This window comes from Enterococcus sp. AZ177, from assembly GCF_050544585.1.
GTDB classification, from domain to species: Bacteria; Bacillota; Bacilli; order Lactobacillales; family Enterococcaceae; genus Enterococcus_L; species Enterococcus_L plantarum.
The window spans coordinates 2,743,302-2,762,484 of record NZ_CP172944.1 but is presented as its reverse complement, the minus strand read 5'-3'; the positions used below and the strand labels follow the sequence as shown (position 1 = coordinate 2,762,484).

Here is a 19,183-nt window from a genome sequence, read left to right as displayed (position 1 = left end):
TTTCCTCCTGTCGCTTACTAATCTAGTTGCTTTTGTTGAAACCGTTTTGAAGCATCCATAATCTCTTGATAGGTTTCTTTGATGGTTTCCTTGTATTGGTCATTTTCAATATATGTGTCTATTTTTGCTAAAACTTCTTGTTCTCTTGAAGAGTCTAGTACGGGTTGATCCGATGTTTTTTTGATCGTAGCAATTGCTTTGACTACATCCATTCGTTCCTCTAATAAAGCAACGATTTGTTTATCCAAAGCATTGATTTTATCCCGTTGAACAGTTAACGGTGTACGTTTTTCATCCAATTCGATTTCTTTGATGATTTTCGCAGGATTTCCACCGATCACACAATTAGCTGGAAAAGATTTTGTTACGACTGCGCCTGCCGCAACTACCACATTATCCCCTAATGTTACTCCTGGCGTGATAACAACCCCTCCACCAAGCCAAACATTATCCCCGATTGTGATGGGTTTACCATATTCCAAACCACTATTTCGTTTAACCGGATGCAATGGATGTGTCGCTGCGTATAATTGAACATTCGGCCCAAACATACAGTTGTCACCAATTGTAATTGGACATATATCTAGAAAAATACTATTGAAATTAGCATAGAAATTTTTTCCGACATGAATATTAAAGCCATAATCGAAACTGATTGACGGTTCAATGTAGCTACCTGTTCCAGTAGTGCCAAATGTTTCTTCCACTAACTGACGACGAATTTGTCGATCTTCTTCTCCATTGATCAGTTTCATTTGCTCCCTAGCAAACTTGCGTGCCGTTGCTAATTCTGGATCTCCTGCAAAATAAAGTTCGCCATCGATCATTTTTTGTCGTTCTGATTTGATTTCTTCCATAAAAAAACTCCTCTATAAAATAGTTTCAAAAACGCTTGCCGCGTCTTGTTTAAAAAAGTAAGCATCTCTATTTAATTGAATCGCTGTTTGGTTGATTACCAAAATTTTGGCGGTGTTTGCTGCATAATGAATCAAGTCACAAAATGGATGTACTTGAAAAGTAGTTCCTACAATAACAACTAAATCCGCCTTAGCGACTGCTTCGATAGATAATTCAATTGCTATTTCTTCTAATCCTTCCTCATATAATACGATATTTGGACGAATTTGACCGCCACATCGATCATGACAATCAGACAGTAGATACGTTTTAGCTGAAACGTTTTGTCCGCATTTTCTGCAATAGCAGTCATACAAATCTCCATGAAAGTTGACCAAATGTTTCGTTCCAGCAGCGGCATGTAGTCCATCGATATTTTGAGAGATGACCCAGGTATCTTTTATTCGTCCTAATTCTGCCATTTTTAAATGGATCATATTTGGTTTTGCTTTCGGATGGTACAGCGTTTGTATAAATGAATAAAATTTTTCTGGTTCTTCAATCATACATGAATGGCTTAGCAAATATTCAGGTTGTTCAACCCCTTGATATAGTCCAGATAGTGAGCGATAATCGGGCACACCAGAAGCAGTCGAAACACCTGCACCTGTTAAGAATGTGATTGTTTCAGCTTGCTCAATCAGAGTTGCAGCCTTTTTCTTATCAATCGTTTGCATACATTCATCTCCTAATAGATATAGTATAACGTAAATGAGGAGTAGAAAGAAAAAATATTCATATAAAATCAAAAGAAATACTCTATGCTGTACAACTTGGAATACTACTTATATGTAATAAAAACCATGTGAGAAGCTTTTAAGAATGTTAGGTTTTTCACTGTCTTTTCATGACAAACAAAAGAGAACGTGATAGAATACTTAATGTATAAAAGTGAGGTGAAAATTCGTGGTAGCATTTATTATTTATTGGGCAGCAATTTTGGTCTGCATCGCTTGGGGCGTATTAAGTTTATGGTTTTCGATCTATTATCTTTCACGTAAAGAAAACGGAAATTTATGGGCTTTTGCATTCTTCAACGTTCTTGCAGCTATTGTTTTAGCAATTGTTTTAGTTATTTACAAAACGTGGGATTTCGAGATTACAACTTATTCAAGCTTGATTTACACAATTTTAGCTTCATATGGCGTCTTAACAGTCTTACAAGCTATTTTAGGCCGCGAACCTAAAGAAGCTGTTAAAGCTTAAACTTATTAGTTAACTATCAAGAAAAGACTGGAATAGAAGCGTTTATTTGTATTTAGGGTGTGAAACAAAAGTGATTTTTACTTTTGTCTCACACCTTTTTCTTTATGTCTTTTCTAATTGTTTGATCGCATTCTTTATTTCTATAAGGACTTCTTCCTCTGTTTCTACCTCTAGCAACTCAGTTAAAAAATCAACCCATTTTTCCGCTTCTTTATTGCCTAATTTGCCGATTGCCCAAGCAGCTGTACCTCTGATAACAGGACGGACATCTTCTTTTGCGCAAACGACGATGTCGGGTAATGCACTGCGGTCACCTAAGTTAGCTAATGCAATCAACGCATTTCGTTGTAACGGTTTTTTCCCTCTCCAAGAGCCCGATAAATGTCCGAATTGTGTTTTAAATTCTTTATTGGACAGACTCAGCATTGGTTTTAACTTCGGATACACCGTATCGACTTCGGGTTCCATTTCTTTATGAAAATGAAAATCTTTCCCTCTGTTATAAGGGCAGACCAACTGACAAATATCACAGCCATAAATTACATTATGCATTTTTCTACGATATTCTTCTGGCATCATATCTTTGGTTTGTGTTTGATAAGATAAACATTTTTTAGCATTCATACTACCATTCCCTAAAAGTGCTTGCGTGGGGCAAGCTGTCACACAACGAGTACAATCCCCGCAACCAAAAGGAATCGGCTCATCTACTTCAAAATCGATATTGGTTACGATTTCGCCTAAATAAACAAAAGAACCAAACTCTTCGGTAATCAACAGCCCATTTCTCCCAATAAACCCTAGACCCGCACGTTGCGCAACAGCTACATCAACTAACTCTCCAGTATCAACTTGAGGCGCAAAACGCCATTCACCTGTTTCTTCTAGACCTTGTGTTTGAGATTGAATAAATGCAATCAACTTTGACAAACGATCTCGTAGAACATCATGATAATCAATGCCCCATGAAGCTCTAGCAAACATCCCTCGTTTTTCGTCTCTGGGTACTTTCCCTTCGATTTTAGTAGGATAAGCTAACGCGATAGAAATGATCGTTTTAGGATTTTCAAAGGTCTTTTCTGGGTAGATTCGTTCTTCTATCACTTGATGCTCAAACCCAGAGTTATACCCGAGTTCTCTTTGTTCTATCAGTGAATCTTCTAATTCATAGAAAGGCTCAGCAGAGGCAAAACCGATTTTGTCGATGCCTAAGCGCTTACTTTCCTCTATTATTTTTTCTTTTAGTGTCATCTGTGTACTCCTTATTTTAAAAACTAGATAGGGCGATTCTATGAAGCCAATTCATTCGACTGTTTACTTTATTATAAGCTACTCACCAAAATCTTGTCACCTTTTTAATTCCGCTCTTAATTCATCATTTTCCACATTTAACACAGATTTTTATTTAAATTCAATTATATAAAAACTAGTAAAACAATATCCAAAACAGAATGATTATTTCATTTTGTAATCAAAAAACACGAGAGTAGACAAAAGCGACAGATGCTTTTGACTACTCTTGTGCCTTTTACTCTCCTGTAAAACTAAAATTATCTAACTATTCTAGACTGTACCAGAATCCCCTTTTTCTTCTGGTTCTCCGTTAAATGGGCCACTAACCACAACTTTCCCTCTCATATGCCCCGCCTCGACATCAGCTGTGGCTTTTTTCAGATTGGCAGCATTGATTCCATTTGCATAAAGTTTCCCAACCGTCGCTCTTATTTTCCCAGTTTCTGCAAGATGACTGATTGTCGCAAGTGCTTCTCCTTGGGTTTCGATTTTATAGTCAAAATCTGTTTTCGCAAACATATACTCCCAATCAAAACTGACAGATTTATTTTTTAAGATACCGATATCTAGTTTCTCATCTAATCCAACGATTGTCCCAACGTGCCCAAAAGGGGTGACCAGCTCAGCTATTGTATCAAAGTACGGCTGTATATTGAATAAAACCGCAATATAGTCAATAGTATGAGTCCCTGTTTTTTCAATGCTTTGTTTAAGATCCTGATGATAGTCAAGAGGGTGATTCACACCGTTTGATTTTAACCAATCAACATTTTTGGGACTGGCTGTAGCAAAAACAGTCATTCCTGCCCAATGAGCAAGTTGAGTTAAAATCGATCCTACGCCGCCCGCTCCATTAATCACCAAAATGGATTTCCCTTTATTGGCATTTTCTTTTGGAATCAACTCAAATTTTTCAAATAATAATTCATAAGCAGTCAAAGCGGTCAAAGGCAAAGAAGCTGCTTCTTCATCCTTTAAATTGCTAGGCGCTAAAGCGGCGATTCCTTCGTTGACTAATTGGAATTCTTGGTTACTACCTGCACGTTTAGTTGTCCCCGCATAAAAGACACGATCCCCTACAACAAACTTGCTCACTTTTTCCCCAACAGAAACAACTTCTCCGACTCCATCGAATCCTAAAATACGTAATTGATTTTGTTTTTTTGTCGTTAGTCTTAATTTTGAGTCGACAGGATTTATAGATACTGCCTTAACTTTTATAAGGATATCTGACGCGCCAGGTATCGGAACCGAGCTATAATCATCTATAAAACTCGCTTCATTTTCAATTGGAAATCCTTCAAAAAAACCTACAACATTCATTTGATTTTTTTCATTCATTTGTTCTTCCTCCATTTAGCTCTTTCTTATCATTATGGACCTAAACGTTTTATATTGACATTTATTTGTTTCGCAAAAGTTCCCCATTATCCCTACTCATGCTCGACTGTCAAAATCCCTTGCATCCTCTACAAACTTATGTGAAAATGAGTTACTTGATTTTATAAGGACAAAAAGGAGTTTCTCATGAAAAAATTAGCCATTATAGGCGGCGGGATCATTGGTTTGACCTTAGCCAACTACATTGATTTGACAAAATATAGTGTAACAGTTTATGACAATCCCGTTGGGCAAGCAACTAAAGCAAGCGCTGGCATCATTTCACCTTGGCTTTCAAAACGCCGCAATAAAAAATGGTATCAACTAGCTAAAGATGGCGCCGCTTTTTATCCTAAGTTAGTTCAAGACTTCTCTCTATCGAATAACGTTTACCAACAAACTGGCACTCTGATTCTTCGAAAAGATGGTGAACTTGATGCACTGATGCAATTAGCAGAAGAAAGAAAACAACATGCACCCGAAATTGGTGACATTCAATTATTGACTAGGGAACAGGTCGTAGAAAAATTACCTTTATTGAAGGCACAATCGGCTTTATTTATCACAGGTGGTGGGAAGTTAGACGGTGCTAGCTACTTAGAAACCTTAAGACAACGTGCACAAGAAAACATGATCGTCTTAAAAACTGGTACAGCCATGCTTAGTCAGCGCCATGATCAATGGCTTGTCCAAATCGCTAATGCAACTGAACAATTCGATGCAGTAGCGCTCTGTACTGGACCTGGCTTGCCTTTATTGTTAGCGTCTATTGATTTTAAAACGGATATCAGAGCTCAAAAGGGACAACTTTTAGCTTTTGAAACACCTTTCAAAGATAGCGGTAGTTGGCCAGTTGCGATGTTAGATGGCGAAAGTGATTTGATCCCTTTTGAAAAAGGACAAATTCTAGTGGGCGCAACTCACGAAAACGATGGTGGGTTTGATTTAACTCCGACGAAAGAAGCCTTCTCTCTATTGCAACAAAAAACAGTACCTTTTTTAGCAGAGTCAACTTTTTTTGAAAAATACCAATCTACTTATCGTGTAGGAACACGCGCCTACACTTCAGATTTCGCCCCTTTCTTCAATTTTTTACCAAATAATCCTACTGCTGTCATAGCAAGTGGTTTAGGCTCTTCCGGACTAACAACTGGACCTTATATTGGCTTTCTTTTAGCTAAGTATTTCAATGAAGGAAAGAACGATTGGGAGTATTATCAAAAACCAATCGAACATTACTTGTCAAAATTATAAAAAATCAGAACAGGAAATGTATTGGATTTCCTGTTCTGATTTTTTATATGTTTTTGTGAATAAAAGTGGTAGCTTATCGTTAGCCACACCGAATTATGCTGGAAATGTTGAAGAAAAAGACGCCGATGTGATGTTAGAATATTTACCGAGGTAAGTAGAGAAAATAAAAAGCTTTATCAGAGATCACAACGAAATCTGATAAAGCTTTTTACTCATTTTTTTAATTATTTTCTGCTTCAAATTTCTCGAAAGCTGATTTGATAACGTCTTTAAGAGCATTAGCAGAAGCATTCATTCGATCCATTTCAGAATCTGTCAATGGAATTTCAATCACTTGTTTGATTCCTTGACGATTAATTACAGCCGGTGCACCAATGTAAATATCATTTTGGCCATATTCACCATCTAAGTAAACAGAAAGTGGGAAGACAGAATCTTCATCGTCTAAAATGGCTTTTGTTATTCGAGCTAAAGCAGCTGCGATTCCGTAGAATGTTGCACCTTTTTTCTCGATGATTGAATACGCAGCATCTCGTACATTAAAGAACAGGTTGACCATTGCTTCCTCATCTACATCCGGGTTATTTTTGACCCACTCATAAATTTGCAAGCCGGCAACGTTGGCGTGAGACCAAACTGGAAATTCAGTGTCGCCATGTTCACCTAAAATATAAGCATGGACATTACGAGCATCAACATCCACTAATTCAGCAATTGCTTGACGGAAACGTGCTGAGTCAAGAGATGTTCCTGAACCGATAACGCGTTCTTTTGGAAATCCAGAGAATTTCCATGTAGAATAAGTTAAAATATCAACTGGATTTGCTGCGACTAAGAAAATACCGCTAAAACCTGAATCAACGATTGCAGTGACGATTTGTTTGTTGATTTTTAAGTTTTTATGAACGAGATCGATTCTTGTTTCACCTGGTTTTTGTGCCGCTCCTGCTGTTAATACGACAAGATCAGCATCATGGCAATCATCATAAGTAGCAGCATAAATCTTTTTAGGAGAAGTAAAGGCTAGTGCGTGTGATAGATCTGCTGCATCGCCTTCCGTTTTCTTTGTATCTATATCAATAATACCAACTTCTTGAGCAATATTTTGAGTGACTAAGGCAAAAGCATAGCTTGATCCGACAGCGCCATCTCCAACTAAAATTACTTTTTGGTGGTCTTTGTTTCCTACTGCTGCAGTCATGTGTATCATTCCTTTCAGATAATTGTTTTATCACTATGATATTACCATCGTTTGTGAGGTTTGTCACGTTTTTTGTTTATATAAAATAATACAGTTTCCAGAGGTGTTTCATAAGAAAACTCTTTCATGTGCGGTGTTTCACTATTTGTTGGTTTTATCGTTTTTTTAATTTTCTAAGCTATAAATGGAGCTTACGGCTTTTTTAAGAATTTAAATGAGCCGGTAATTGCTTGTTTTATGGTATAATTATAAAAAAACTGGGCAAGGAATTCTCCTGCCCAGATATTTTGTGTTGGACAACGAATACAGGGTGGTAAAATAGCACCTTTTATTAAGGAGAATATAGATAGATGAAAATGATTGTCGGATTAGGTAATCCAGGAAGTAAGTATCAAGAAACAAAGCATAATATTGGATTTATTACAGTTGATGAAATTGCGCAACGCAACAATGCACCCTTTAATAGAAGTCAATTTGAAGCGGATATCGCTGAATTTTTTATAGGAACAGAAAAAATCATGTTAGTCAAACCTCTTACATTTATGAATGAGTCTGGTCGTTCAGTCGGCCCCTTGATGACCTATTATGGTGTAGAAGAAGCGGACTTGATCGTTATTTATGATGACTTAGATTTAGAAATCGGTAAAATTCGTTTACGTGAGAAAGGCAGTGCTGGTGGACATAACGGCATTAAAAGTTTGATTTCTCATTTAGGCACGAATGTGTTTCCAAGAATCAAGATCGGTATTGGACGCCCTATCGGTAGTAATACAGTTGTTCATCATGTATTGACCGGTTTTCCTAAAGAAAAACACGAAGAGATTTTAATAGCAGTGAAAACTGCGGCAGATGCAGCAATTTACGCTTGTGAAGGCCATACATTTGTTGATACGATGAATCAATTTAATGGAAAATAAGCAAAATAGAAAGTATAAAAGGAGGAGCCAGTTTTGAACATCATTGAACGAATTGGTGCAAGTGAGCTAGCCCAAGAGTGGCAAAATCAACTAACTAAAAACACACGCCAGTTGATTACGGGGCTAGCCGGCTCTGCTAAAACATTAGTCATGACGAGTGGCTATAAAGAAAAAAATAAAAAAATCATCGTAGCTGTTCCTAATCTTTATTATGGTAATCAGCTAGTTGAAGATTTTCGTAATATTTTATCAGATGAAGAAGTCTATATTTTTCCTGTAGATGAAGTTTTGTCTGCGGAAATGGCTTTTTCTTCCCCAGAAGCGAGAGCGGAAAGAGTTGCGGCTCTTAATTTTCTTTTAACGGATCAAGCGGGGATTGTTGTTGTTCCCGTAGCAGGTCTAAGGAAATATTTACCGAGTAAACAAACATGGGAACAAGCGCAGCTTCATTGGGAGATTGGCGGGGAAATTGAACTAAGTACATTAGCACAACAACTAGTTTTGATGGGCTATGAGCGTCAATCTTTAGTTGGAAAACCAGGCGATTTTAGTATTCGGGGCAGTATCGTCGATGTTTATCCGTTGAATTCTGAATACCCTGTAAGAGCAGAATTATTCGATATTGAAATCGATTCTCTCCGTTATTTTGAAGCAGATACTCAACGTTCAGTGGGGGCTATTGAATCGGTGACACTTTCACCAATGACGGATTTAGTATTTTCAAATGAAGACTTGACCTATGGCGAAAAACAACTAACTAACGCATTAGAAAAAAGAATTGCGATAGCCAAAGATACCGCTGAAAAAGAGTTTCTTCAAGATTATTTTGGCCAGTTGGCGACTTCTTGGAGCCAAGGAATTCCAACTGATACAGCTCATTACTATACTGATTTTTTATATGAAACAAAAACAACTTTATTGGATTATATACCAGAAGATAGTTTCGTTTTTATTGACGATTATGCGCGAATCTTAGAAGCAGAACGTGAAATCATTCGTGAAGAAAGTGAATGGCAAGTCTTAAAGCTAGAAGAAATGCGTGTCTTTCCTGAGCAAACTTTTGGATTAGAATTTCACGAGCAAGTAAGGAAAATGACTTTTGCGACAACATTTTTTTCGTTGTTCCAAAAAGGAATGGGAAACCTGCGTTTTCAAGCGGTTCATAATTTTCAGTATCGCTCGATGCAGCAATTTTTCGGTCAAATGCCATTACTAAAAACCGAAATGGATCGCTGGCAAAAACAGGATCAGACGGTTGTGGTTTTTGTGCCAACTAGAGAACGGAGTCAAAAAGTCGAAGAACTGTTTCGGGATTTTGATATTTCCAGTGTGACCGCTTCTGCTGATAAATTAATAGAAGGAAAAATTCAAATCGTAGAAGGTTCTTTGCAGTCAGGGTTTGAATTACCTGTCGAAAAAATCGTTGCCATCACTGAAAAAGAAATTTTCCATACTACGACGAAAAAACGAGCACGACGCCAAACCGTTTCCAATGCAGAACGCTTAAAAAGTTATAGTGATTTAAAAAATGGTGACTATGTTGTGCATGCGAATCATGGTATCGGTAAATATATTGGGATGCAAACGTTAGAAGTTGATGGTGTTCATCAAGATTACATCACGATTTTATATCAAAATGATGATAAGTTATTTATCCCAGTTACTCAATTAAACTTGATTCAAAAATTCGTTGCATCCGAAGCGAAATCACCAAAAGTCAATAAATTAGGTGGTAGCGAATGGAGTAAAACCAAACGCAAAGTTTCTTCTAAAATCGAAGATATCGCAGACGATCTGATTCAACTATACGCTTCAAGAGAATCCGAGAAAGGATATGCTTTTCCACCTGACGATGCTTATCAAAAAGAATTTGAAGATGCCTTTCCATATAGTGAAACAGACGACCAATTACGCAGTACAGCTGAGATCAAACATGATATGGAAAAAACTCGACCGATGGATCGATTACTGGTTGGGGATGTTGGATACGGAAAAACAGAAGTCGCTTTGCGTGCCGCATTCAAAGCAATCAATAATAATAAACAAGTCGCTTTTCTCGTTCCTACAACAATTTTAGCACAGCAGCACTACGAGACGATGTTGGATCGGTTTGAAGGGTTTCCGGTGGAAGTCGGCTTATTGAGTCGATTTAGAACGAAGAAACAACAAAATGAAACAATCGAAAAAATCAAACATGGACAAGTGGATATTGTTGTTGGAACGCACCGTTTACTTTCGCAAGATGTGAAGTTTAGTGATCTTGGACTTTTAGTGATCGATGAAGAACAACGCTTCGGTGTAAAACACAAAGAACGTTTGAAACAATTAAGAGCACAAGTGGATGTTTTAACCTTAACTGCAACACCGATTCCTAGAACATTGCATATGTCGATGCTAGGCGTTCGAGATCTTTCAGTTATTGAAACGCCACCAGAAAATCGTTATCCGATCCAAACATATGTCATGGAGAATAATCCAGGCTCGATTCGAGAAGCAATCGAACGTGAAATGGCGCGTGATGGACAAGTGTTTTACTTGTACAATCGCGTGGATACCATTGAACAAAAAGTTGAAGAAATTCAAGCGTTAGTTCCAGATGCTAGAATTGCGTACGCACATGGTCAAATGACCGAAGTTCAGCTTGAAAATACTCTGTTTGACTTTATTGAACGCCAATATGACGTGTTGGTTACGACAACGATCATCGAAACCGGTGTAGATATTCCAAATGCGAACACTTTATTTGTGGAAAATGCCGATTATATGGGCTTATCTACACTTTATCAATTGCGTGGTAGAGTCGGACGAAGCAATCGAGTAGCGTATGCTTATTTTATGTATGAGCAACAAAAAATATTAAATGAAGTTAGTGAAAAACGATTAGAAGCAATCAAAGATTTTACTGAACTTGGTTCTGGGTTTAAGATTGCGATGCGAGATTTGTCGATTCGAGGTGCTGGAAATCTCTTAGGCGCCCAACAACATGGCTTTATTGATTCTGTTGGGTTTGATATGTATTCACAAATGCTTTCAGAAGCAGTTGCACGTAAACAAGGGAAAAATATTCAAGATCAAAAAACATCTGTGGAAATTGATTTAGGAATTGATGCTTACTTACCAACGACTTATATTTCGGATGAACGTCAAAAAATTGAAATCTATAAACGAATTCGTCAGTTGGAAAATATGGACATGTATGATGAGTTGGAAGCAGATTTACTCGATCGTTTTGGTGAGTATCCAGATGAGGTAGCTCATTTACTAACGACGGGACAAATCAAAATGGATGGAGATCGAGCATTAGTAGAAACAATTCGTAAGAGACAACAAGAAATTACGTTTACGTTGAGTAAAATTGGCACAAAAACATACAATGTAGAACAAATTTTTGAAGCCTTGTCACACACGCAGCTAAAAGCAGATCTTGCAGTAGACAATGAGAAAATGGCGGTTTGTTTAAAAGTGCCTAAAGACATGAAAGAAGCAACTTGGCTACAAGAAGTAGCACTATTTACAAGTGCTTTAAGGCAAGAGAAGTATAAGACTGTAGCAGTTGAGGCAGAGTAAAACAATGAGCTGCGAGGGCAAGCTCTTTGGGAAAAATAGAATGTGAAAAAGACGTCACAGTCCAAGTTCTATTTCCCACTCAGAGCTAAATGAGCCTGTTACGCTTTTAAAATAGGAGGTCAACGAATGGCACACAAAGAAATGCGGTCGATGATGCAAGGTGCAGCTATTTTGACGATTGCATCGTTTATTGCCAAAGTACTGAGTGCGGTTTACAGAGTACCTTATCAAAATTTGGTTGGGGACGAAGGTTTCTATGTTTATCAGCAAGTTTACCCAATCTATGGCATTGCGATGACCTTAGGGTTATCTGGACTGCCGCAATTTATTTCAAAAATTGTCGCAGAGCAACCAGATATCAGCAAGCAAAAGAAAATGTTACAACAGCTTTTTCCATTTGTTTTTGTTATTGCGAGTTTGTGTTGGGCGTTTTTCTTTTTGGGAAGTCATGAAATTGCTTTTATGATGGGGGATCATCGATTAGCCTCTTTGATCCAAGTTGTTTCGTTTACATTCTTATTAGTTCCAATACTGTCTTTTTATCGTGGAAATTTCCAGGGGCATTTACTGATGGTTCCAAGCGCCGTTTCACAAGTAACAGAACAAATTGTTCGAGTCGGCGTGATTTTGATTGCAGCGTATTCATTTAGCCGCTTTGGCTGGTCGGTCTATCAGACGGGGACCATTGCAATGGGTGGTGCGTTGTTTGGTGGCATCGTTGCTGTGGGGATTTTATGGTATTATGACAGGAAAATACGGGTAGGAAGTTCGGCGTATCTTACGCAATGGAAAGTTGAAAAAGGTTCTGGGAAATTGTTTGGTCGTTTGGTCATCGAAGGTGGAATTGTATCCTTATATAGTGCCTATTTGATTTTCTACCAATTGATCGATTCTTTTTTAGTCAAAAATTCTTTAGTAGCTGCTGGAATCAGCGATGCTGCTGCGAAAGTTGATAAAGGAGTCTATGATCGTGGACAGCCACTGGTTCAACTAGGTTTAGTTGTGGCACTAGCCTTAAGCTCGAGTTTTCTACCAGCGTTGACAAAATATTTTATGAGCCAAGAAAAGACTCGATTTTTACAAGTCGCTAAACTATTTTTACGTTTAACTACAACGGTTGCTACAGCAGCTTCGATAGGATTAGCCTTGTTGTTGCCATATATAAATTTCGCTTTATTTAAAGATTACAAAGGGAATGGCGTGTTAGGCGTGTATGTTTGTTCGATTGCATTTATGGCAGTCATTCAAGCTTATCAGAGTATTTTACAAAGCCGCAATCAATTTATGACATCGATAGTTTCAGCAGGGATAGGGTTGTTAGTCAAGCTATTTTTAACAAGCTCTTTGACCTATAAATGGGGGACGCTAGGAGCAAGTGTTTCAACAATCGCAGGTTTAATTGCGACCTTATGTTTACTGATCCTATTTTCAAAAAATGAAATCAATCGTTTTATTGTAGAAAATCACTTCTTCCGAAAATTAACAGCGAGTATTGGAACAATGGGGATTGTATTGCTCTGTTACCAAGGAGTTATTGCACTCTTATTAGGGAACATTGAGCATCGTGGACAAGCGTTGATCATCGCCATTGTGGGTGTTTTGATCGGCGGCGCTACATTTATTTTTATGATTATTAAAATACGGTTATTTACAACACGGGAATGGCTAACATTACCGTTTGGAGCGAAAATATTAAGAATGAAGAGGTAAAAATTATGCGCTTAGACAAATTTTTAAAAGTTTCACGTATTATTAAAAGAAGACCTGTAGCGAAAGAAGTTGCAGATAAAGGTCGGATTCAAATCAATGGAATCTTAGCAAAATCATCAAGTAATGTAAAAATTGGTGATCAAGTAAAGATACAATTTGGTAATAAAATCTTAGAAATCGAAGTCCTTGAACTCCGCGATTCGACGAAAAAAGAAGATGCGGAAAAGATGTATCAGATTATTTCAGAGAAAAGAGTCGAAAATAGTGACAATTTAGATTAGACAAGCCTCTTAGATGTTGGTATAATAAGACAGACAAACCAAAAAACGAGTGGAGCGGAAAACATGGGCAATAAGAAAAAAGACATGGAGAAAGTTGCTGCATTAGATAATGAGTATACCAAAGAACAGTATGCCGAGTTTCAAAAACAGCAAAAGCAGTTGATTTTCAGGCGCCGACGTCTGGCAGTAGTTTTTCTCGTGGCGTTTGTGATTTTTATCGTTTCAGGCATCCAGCTAATGAAGGACTATCAACAATTGAGTGCTTTCAAAAAGCAGCAGACAGAAGCTGTAGCTGAATCGGCAGAAGCCGATAAGAAGTTAAAGCGTTTAGAACAGGACGTTGCTCTTCTAAGAGATGAGGATTATGTGGCGAAGTTGGCTCGTAGTCGGTATTATGTCTCTAAAGAAGGCGAACAAATTTACAACATTCCAGAGTTAGGCGGAACGACTAGCTCCAGTAATGAACAAAAAGCATCAGATAGTCAATCACAGTCTCATTCATCTGAAAAACAATCAGGCGAATAGCTGCAGATATAATAGGGTAAATAATAGGAGGAACATTTTTTTTATGTCAATCGAAGTAGGAGCGAAGTTGCCAGGAAAAGTGTCTGGTATCACTAATTTTGGTGCTTTCATCGATCTAGGTGAAGGGAAAACAGGGTTGGTTCACATCAGTGAAGTATCAAATGGATTTGTAAAAGATATCCATGATGTATTAACCGTAGGAGATGAAGTGACAGTAAAGGTTACTTCTGTCGGTGATGACGGTAAAGTAGGCTTATCTATTCGTAAAGCACAAGAACAAGCGGCAGAGCCAAAACGTGAATATCAACGTCGTGATAACAATGAGCATCAAGGGAGTCGCGATCGCGGCGCTCGTCCAGCACCTAAAAAGCAATTTACAAGAGCACAACCAATGAATTCAAAACAAGATTTTGATTCATTGATGAGTTCATTTTTAAAAGATAGTGATGATCGTTTAACTTCTCTAAAACGCAATACAGAAGGTAAGCGTGGCGGACGTGGTGGACGTCGTAACTAACGAATAAATGATTGAAGCTGAGCGAAAGCTCGGCTTTTGTGTTTTGGGCATTTTTTTGAGTAGTCTATAAACGATGAAACAAAGAGGTGAGTAGATGTTTCAAGAATTTTATGATCATTGTAAAAGAAATAAGTACTGGTTGCCATATCAAAAAGTGTTATTGGCTGTTTCAGGTGGAGTCGATTCAATGGTTCTATTAGAATTGATGCAAACTGCCGCACAAAAAGATCACTTAAAATTAGTGATAGCCCATGTCGACCATCAGTTGCGCTTAGAGTCAAAAGCTGAAGCAGAGTATCTTAAAAGTTATTGCCAACAAAAAGAAATTCCTTATTTTAGTAAAGTATGGGAACGATCAGACAAAATAAAAAACACAGAAGCCCTTGCTCGTGAGTTTCGCTATGATTTTTTTACGAAGCTCATGGAACAAGAAAATATCCCAGTACTTTTAACCGCACACCACAGTGATGACCAAGCTGAGACGATTTTGATGAAACTGACAAGAGGTAGTGCTTTACCGAATTTAGTCGGAATTAGAGCAACACAATCATTTGGAAAAGGCAAATTGACTCGTCCTTTATTAATTTTTTCCAAAGAACGATTGGAACAGTTCGCTAAAGAGTCAACAATTGTGTATTTTGAAGATAGCTCAAATCGCAGTGATGCATACATGCGGAATCGTTTAAGGCATCAAGTGGTTCCAATCTTAAAAAAAGAAAATCAAAAATTTTTGCAGCATATGGCTGATTTTAGTGAACAAATCGCCTTAGCGGACGAGATTATTCAGTTGGTTATAGAACCAAAGTATGACAGTTGGGTGGTAAAAACAACAGAAGGTTGGCTTGTTCAATTGACGGAATTGAAAGAAGAAAAAAGAAGTGTCCAGATATTTTTCTTGATGACCTTGTTTCAACGAACAATTGTTCCAAAAGGTGTAACCATCAACCGACTGCAGATTGATCAGCTTCTTTTATTGCTGGATCAACCCGCTCCACAGTTGTCTATGGATTTGGAATATGGGTGGCAAGTTGTGAAAGAGTATAACACCTTCCATCTGAAAAAAAGCGAATTAACCCATGAAGCAAAATCGTTTCATTTAAATGTAAACGACCACGTCTTCCTCTCTGAAACTGAATGGCTGGGTTTAGAAACGGCAGAGAAAAAAATAGTACTACCTGAAAAAGTAAAAGAATGGTCCGATTATTCATTGCTTATAAGTGGACAAACACCATTACCATTGACGATTCGTCATCGGAAAAATGGAGACAGAATCTCGTTAACACCGAACCTCACCAAAAGGCTAAACCGACTTTTTATTGATCAAAAAGTGCCCAATCTAATTAGAGAACGTGCGTGGGTCATTCATTCAGCGGAGGATCAGATTATCTGGGTTCCTCAATTCGCAAATTCATATTTGAGTATTCCTAAAGAAACTGATAAAATACTCTACAGGCTCCTTTATAAAATAAAAGAGTAACAACTGAAAAATACTTTTATTCAAAGAAGCAAAATAACATAAAATAATAACTAAAGACCTTAAAGGGAAAGGAGAGCCGTTTCTCTGGTGAATGGATTCGCTTAGAAGCAAAGGACATCGAACCTTAAAGGAAAAAGGAGAATAATATGTTAGAGAACGATATTAAACATGTTTTGATCACGAAAGAACAAATTCTTGAAAAATCAACTGAACTTGGCAAACAACTAACAGAAGATTACCAAGGGAAAAATCCTTTAGTAATTGGTATTTTAAAAGGTGCAATACCTTTCATGGCAGATATCACACGCTGTATCGATACTCATTTAGAAATGGATTTTATGGCTGTATCTAGCTATGGAAATGCAACGGTATCCTCAGGAGAAGTGAAAATCATCAAAGATTTGGATACAAATGTTGAAGGACGTGATATCCTGATCGTAGAAGATATTATCGACAGCGGACGCACGCTAGCCTACCTAGTTGACCTTTTCAAGTACAGAAAAGCAGCTTCTGTTAAAATCGTCACGTTATTGGATAAACCAGAAGGACGTGTAGTTGATATCGTCGCAGATTATGTGGGCTTTGATGTGCCAAATGAATTTGTTGTAGGGTATGGTTTGGATTATGCAGAAGCTTACCGCAATCTACCTTATGTGGGCGTATTGAAACCTGAAATCTACGAATCAAATTAATATCTCTCTTAGATTTAGTTATGTTACAATGTAAAGGTCAGAATTGATAAAAAATAAAACGTAAAATTAAATTACGCGCATTAGTCAAAGGAGGACAGGCATGAATAAAAAGAATAGCGGCATGAAAAATGGCCTATACTATGTATTGCTGATTTTGGCGATGGTCATGGTTGTGTATTTCATTTTTGGAAATAACAATCCCCAGTCACCAGATATCGAATACTCAACATTTAATACCCAGTTAGAAGAGGGGAAAGTCAAAGAACTGACGATCCAACCAACCAATGGTGTATATAAGATCACAGGTCAGTACAAAGAAAAACAAGAAATCAAAAACACTGGGGGTCTTTCTTTATGGGGATCAACAGAAGTTTCCACAAAAGCCTTTACCACAATTGTCTTGCCTAGTGATATAACCTTATCAGGTATCCAAGATATGGCCAAAGACAATAATGTAAAACTTACAGTAAAAGAGCAATCCACAAGTGGTGCTTGGCTGTCCATCTTATTTAGCTTCTTACCAATCGTATTGTTCATCTTCTTATTCTATATGATGATGGGACAACAAGGCGGCGGTGGAGGTGGCGGCGGTCGTGTTATGAACTTTGGTAAATCAAAAGCCAAAGAAGCAGACAAAAAAGCCAACCGCGTGCGCTTCTCTGATGTAGCAGGAGCGGAAGAAGAAAAACAAGAATTAGTCGAAGTAGTTGAGTTCTTAAAAGATCCACGACGTTTCGTTGAATTAGGTGCTCGTATTCCGGCGGGTGTTCTTTTAGAAGGGCCTCCAGGAACAGGTAAAACATTACTTGCTAAAGCTGTTGCCGGTGAAGCTGGCGTACCTTTTTATTCCATCTCAGGTTCAGACTTCGTTGAAATGTTTGTCGGTGTCGGTGCAAGCCGTGTTCGTGACTTATTTGAAACAGCGAAGAAAAATGCACCAGCAATCATCTTCATCGATGAAATCGATGCAGTTGGTCGTCAACGTGGCGCTGGTATGGGTGGAGGACACGATGAACGTGAACAAACCCTAAACCAATTACTGGTTGAAATGGATGGATTTGATGGTAATGAAGGTGTTATCGTCGTTGCAGCAACCAACCGTTCAGACGTGTTAGATCCAGCGTTACTTCGTCCAGGGCGTTTTGACCGTCAAATTTTAGTTGGCCGTCCAGATGTTAAAGGGCGTGAAGCGATTCTTAAAGTTCATGCACGTAACAAACCATTAGCTGACGATGTTGATTTGAAAGTCGTGGCACAACAAACACCAGGTTTTGCTGGTGCAGATTTAGAAAACGTCTTAAACGAAGCAGCACTAGTCGCTGCTCGTCGTAATAAGAAGAAAATCGATGCATCCGATGTGGATGAAGCGGAAGATCGCGTTATTGCAGGACCTGCGAAAAAAGATCGTGTTATCAACAAAAAAGAACGCGAAATGGTTGCTTACCATGAAGCTGGACACACAATTGTCGGGTTAGTCTTGAGCCGTGCCCGTATCGTGCATAAAGTGACGATCATCCCTCGTGGACGCGCTGGTGGTTACATGATCGCTTTACCAAAAGAAGATCAATTCTTAATGACTAAAGAAGATATGTTTGAACAAATCGTTGGGTTACTTGGTGGACGTACAGCAGAAGAAATTATTTTCAATGTACAATCAACTGGTGCATCTAATGACTTCGAACAAGCAACAGGGATTGCCCGCAGCATGGTAACTGAATATGGAATGAGCGACAAATTAGGTCCAGTTCAATATGAAGGAAACCACCAAGTTTTTGTTGGCCGCGATTACGGTCAAACAAAAGCGTACTCCGAACAAGTAGCATTTGAAATCGATCAAGAAGTACGTCGTATCTTGATGGAAGCACACGATAAAGCACGTGAAATCATTGAGGCTCATCGTGCACAACACAAACTGATTGCTGAGAAACTATTAGAGTATGAAACGTTAGATGCTCGTAGTATCAAATCATTGTTTGAAGAAGGTGTTATGCCTCAAGACGTTATCGATAGCCAATTCCCTAGCGAAAAAGCTCAAACGTTTGAAGAAGCAAAACGTGCACTAGAAGAAAAAGATGCACAAAGACAAGCCGAAGAAAAACAAGATTTTGAAGAAGCAAAACAAGAATTAAACGACGAAACGGAAGAAGTAAAAGCGGACAGCGAAAAAACAGAAGAAAAAGTTCAATCAGAAGTAAAATCTGATGATGAACATAAAAATGATTCTGAATATGACCGTAACAACTTTGATGATCGTTACAAATAAAAC

The 19,183-nt window shown here is 38.0% G+C and carries 16 protein-coding genes; 11 read left to right on the top strand and 5 right to left on the bottom strand.

Going from position 1 to position 19,183, the window contains the following annotated elements:
* Positions 1–17: 17 nt before the first annotated feature.
* Positions 18–857 (bottom strand): chorismate mutase, encoded by an 840-nt coding sequence (locus IGJ34_RS13650; RefSeq protein WP_111247530.1) that lies wholly within the window; start codon positions 855–857, stop codon positions 18–20.
* 12 nt (positions 858–869) lie between these two features.
* Entirely contained in the window at positions 870–1,574 is a 705-nt protein-coding gene (locus IGJ34_RS13645) for an NAD-dependent protein deacylase (RefSeq protein ID WP_430597657.1), read from the bottom strand.
* Between the two features lie 229 nt (positions 1,575–1,803).
* Between IGJ34_RS13645 and IGJ34_RS13640 the strand changes: the two genes are divergently transcribed.
* Complete coding sequence (locus IGJ34_RS13640) at positions 1,804–2,103, top strand: hypothetical protein (RefSeq protein ID WP_069655083.1); 300 nt, start codon at positions 1,804–1,806, stop codon at positions 2,101–2,103.
* 102 nt (positions 2,104–2,205) lie between these two features.
* Here the strand turns inward: IGJ34_RS13640 and queG are convergent, their stop codons facing one another.
* Together queG and IGJ34_RS13630 are read right to left on the bottom strand one after the other, a co-directional pair.
* Entirely contained in the window at positions 2,206–3,354 is a 1,149-nt protein-coding gene (gene queG, locus IGJ34_RS13635) for a tRNA epoxyqueuosine(34) reductase QueG (protein WP_206849302.1), read from the bottom strand.
* A 312-nt stretch (positions 3,355–3,666) separates the two neighbouring features.
* Positions 3,667–4,737: a zinc-binding alcohol dehydrogenase family protein gene (locus tag IGJ34_RS13630; protein WP_430597656.1), complete on the bottom strand. Its 1,071-nt coding sequence runs from the start codon at positions 4,735–4,737 to the stop codon at positions 3,667–3,669.
* A 186-nt stretch (positions 4,738–4,923) separates the two neighbouring features.
* Here IGJ34_RS13630 and IGJ34_RS13625 point away from each other — a divergent pair, with 186 nt between their 5' ends.
* A complete protein-coding gene (locus IGJ34_RS13625; RefSeq protein ID WP_430597655.1) occupies positions 4,924–6,030 on the top strand; it encodes an NAD(P)/FAD-dependent oxidoreductase in 1,107 nt (368 codons plus the stop codon).
* Positions 6,031–6,250: 220 nt separating this feature from the next.
* On the opposite strand, the gene IGJ34_RS13620 is transcribed toward IGJ34_RS13625, so the two are convergent.
* A complete protein-coding gene (locus tag IGJ34_RS13620; RefSeq protein ID WP_069655088.1) occupies positions 6,251–7,231 on the bottom strand; it encodes an L-lactate dehydrogenase in 981 nt (326 codons plus the stop codon).
* A gap of 350 nt (positions 7,232–7,581) precedes the next feature.
* On the opposite strand from IGJ34_RS13620, the gene pth reads away from it, so the two are divergent.
* The 9 genes from pth to ftsH all read left to right on the top strand — a co-directional run bounded on the left by pth (position 7,582) and on the right by ftsH (position 19,180).
* The gene (gene pth, locus IGJ34_RS13615; RefSeq protein ID WP_069655089.1) at positions 7,582–8,148 is read left to right on the top strand and encodes an aminoacyl-tRNA hydrolase; all 567 of its coding nucleotides are present in this window, start codon (positions 7,582–7,584) and stop codon (positions 8,146–8,148) included.
* 33 nt (positions 8,149–8,181) lie between these two features.
* Positions 8,182–11,715 (top strand): transcription-repair coupling factor, encoded by a 3,534-nt coding sequence (gene mfd, locus IGJ34_RS13610; RefSeq protein ID WP_430597654.1) that lies wholly within the window; start codon positions 8,182–8,184, stop codon positions 11,713–11,715.
* Between the two features lie 126 nt (positions 11,716–11,841).
* Positions 11,842–13,425, top strand: coding sequence for a putative polysaccharide biosynthesis protein (locus IGJ34_RS13605; protein ID WP_069655091.1), 1,584 nt, complete (start codon positions 11,842–11,844; stop codon positions 13,423–13,425).
* 5 nt (positions 13,426–13,430) lie between these two features.
* Positions 13,431–13,706 carry an RNA-binding S4 domain-containing protein gene (locus IGJ34_RS13600; RefSeq protein WP_010763793.1) on the top strand — a complete coding sequence of 92 codons (276 nt, stop codon included), beginning with the start codon at positions 13,431–13,433 and terminating at the stop codon, positions 13,704–13,706.
* Positions 13,707–13,769: 63 nt separating this feature from the next.
* Positions 13,770–14,231, top strand: a complete 462-nt coding sequence (locus IGJ34_RS13595; protein WP_069655092.1) for an FtsB family cell division protein — start codon at positions 13,770–13,772, stop codon at positions 14,229–14,231.
* A 43-nt stretch (positions 14,232–14,274) separates the two neighbouring features.
* A complete protein-coding gene (locus tag IGJ34_RS13590) occupies positions 14,275–14,748 on the top strand; it encodes a S1 domain-containing RNA-binding protein (protein ID WP_069655093.1) in 474 nt (157 codons plus the stop codon).
* A gap of 94 nt (positions 14,749–14,842) precedes the next feature.
* The gene (gene tilS / locus IGJ34_RS13585) at positions 14,843–16,225 is read left to right on the top strand and encodes a tRNA lysidine(34) synthetase TilS (RefSeq protein WP_430597653.1); all 1,383 of its coding nucleotides are present in this window, start codon (positions 14,843–14,845) and stop codon (positions 16,223–16,225) included.
* 146 nt (positions 16,226–16,371) lie between these two features.
* Complete coding sequence (gene hpt, locus IGJ34_RS13580) at positions 16,372–16,917, top strand: hypoxanthine phosphoribosyltransferase (RefSeq protein ID WP_069655095.1); 546 nt, start codon at positions 16,372–16,374, stop codon at positions 16,915–16,917.
* Between the two features lie 100 nt (positions 16,918–17,017).
* The gene (ftsH, locus tag IGJ34_RS13575) at positions 17,018–19,180 is read left to right on the top strand and encodes an ATP-dependent zinc metalloprotease FtsH (RefSeq protein WP_069655096.1); all 2,163 of its coding nucleotides are present in this window, start codon (positions 17,018–17,020) and stop codon (positions 19,178–19,180) included.
* The last annotated feature ends 3 nt before the right edge of the window (positions 19,181–19,183 follow it).

What these genes read in the sequence shown, in the direction of transcription:
- IGJ34_RS13650 (WP_111247530.1), bottom strand. Translation starts at nt 857, where the DNA reads ATGGAAGAAATCAAATCAGAACGACAAAAAATGATCGATGGCGAACTT.
- IGJ34_RS13645 (WP_430597657.1), bottom strand. Translation starts at nt 1,574, where the DNA reads ATGCAAACGATTGATAAGAAAAAGGCTGCAACTCTGATTGAGCAAGCT.
- queG (WP_206849302.1), bottom strand. Translation starts at nt 3,354, where the DNA reads ATGACACTAAAAGAAAAAATAATAGAGGAAAGTAAGCGCTTAGGCATC.
- IGJ34_RS13630 (WP_430597656.1), bottom strand. Translation starts at nt 4,737, where the DNA reads ATGAATGAAAAAAATCAAATGAATGTTGTAGGTTTTTTTGAAGGATTT.
- IGJ34_RS13625 (WP_430597655.1), top strand. Translation starts at nt 4,924, where the DNA reads ATGAAAAAATTAGCCATTATAGGCGGCGGGATCATTGGTTTGACCTTA.
- IGJ34_RS13620 (WP_069655088.1), bottom strand. Translation starts at nt 7,231, where the DNA reads ATGACTGCAGCAGTAGGAAACAAAGACCACCAAAAAGTAATTTTAGTT.
- pth (WP_069655089.1), top strand. Translation starts at nt 7,582, where the DNA reads ATGAAAATGATTGTCGGATTAGGTAATCCAGGAAGTAAGTATCAAGAA.
- IGJ34_RS13605 (WP_069655091.1), top strand. Translation starts at nt 11,842, where the DNA reads ATGGCACACAAAGAAATGCGGTCGATGATGCAAGGTGCAGCTATTTTG.
- IGJ34_RS13600 (WP_010763793.1), top strand. Translation starts at nt 13,431, where the DNA reads ATGCGCTTAGACAAATTTTTAAAAGTTTCACGTATTATTAAAAGAAGA.
- IGJ34_RS13595 (WP_069655092.1), top strand. Translation starts at nt 13,770, where the DNA reads ATGGGCAATAAGAAAAAAGACATGGAGAAAGTTGCTGCATTAGATAAT.
- IGJ34_RS13590 (WP_069655093.1), top strand. Translation starts at nt 14,275, where the DNA reads ATGTCAATCGAAGTAGGAGCGAAGTTGCCAGGAAAAGTGTCTGGTATC.
- tilS (WP_430597653.1), top strand. Translation starts at nt 14,843, where the DNA reads ATGTTTCAAGAATTTTATGATCATTGTAAAAGAAATAAGTACTGGTTG.
- hpt (WP_069655095.1), top strand. Translation starts at nt 16,372, where the DNA reads ATGTTAGAGAACGATATTAAACATGTTTTGATCACGAAAGAACAAATT.
- ftsH (WP_069655096.1), top strand. Translation starts at nt 17,018, where the DNA reads ATGAATAAAAAGAATAGCGGCATGAAAAATGGCCTATACTATGTATTG.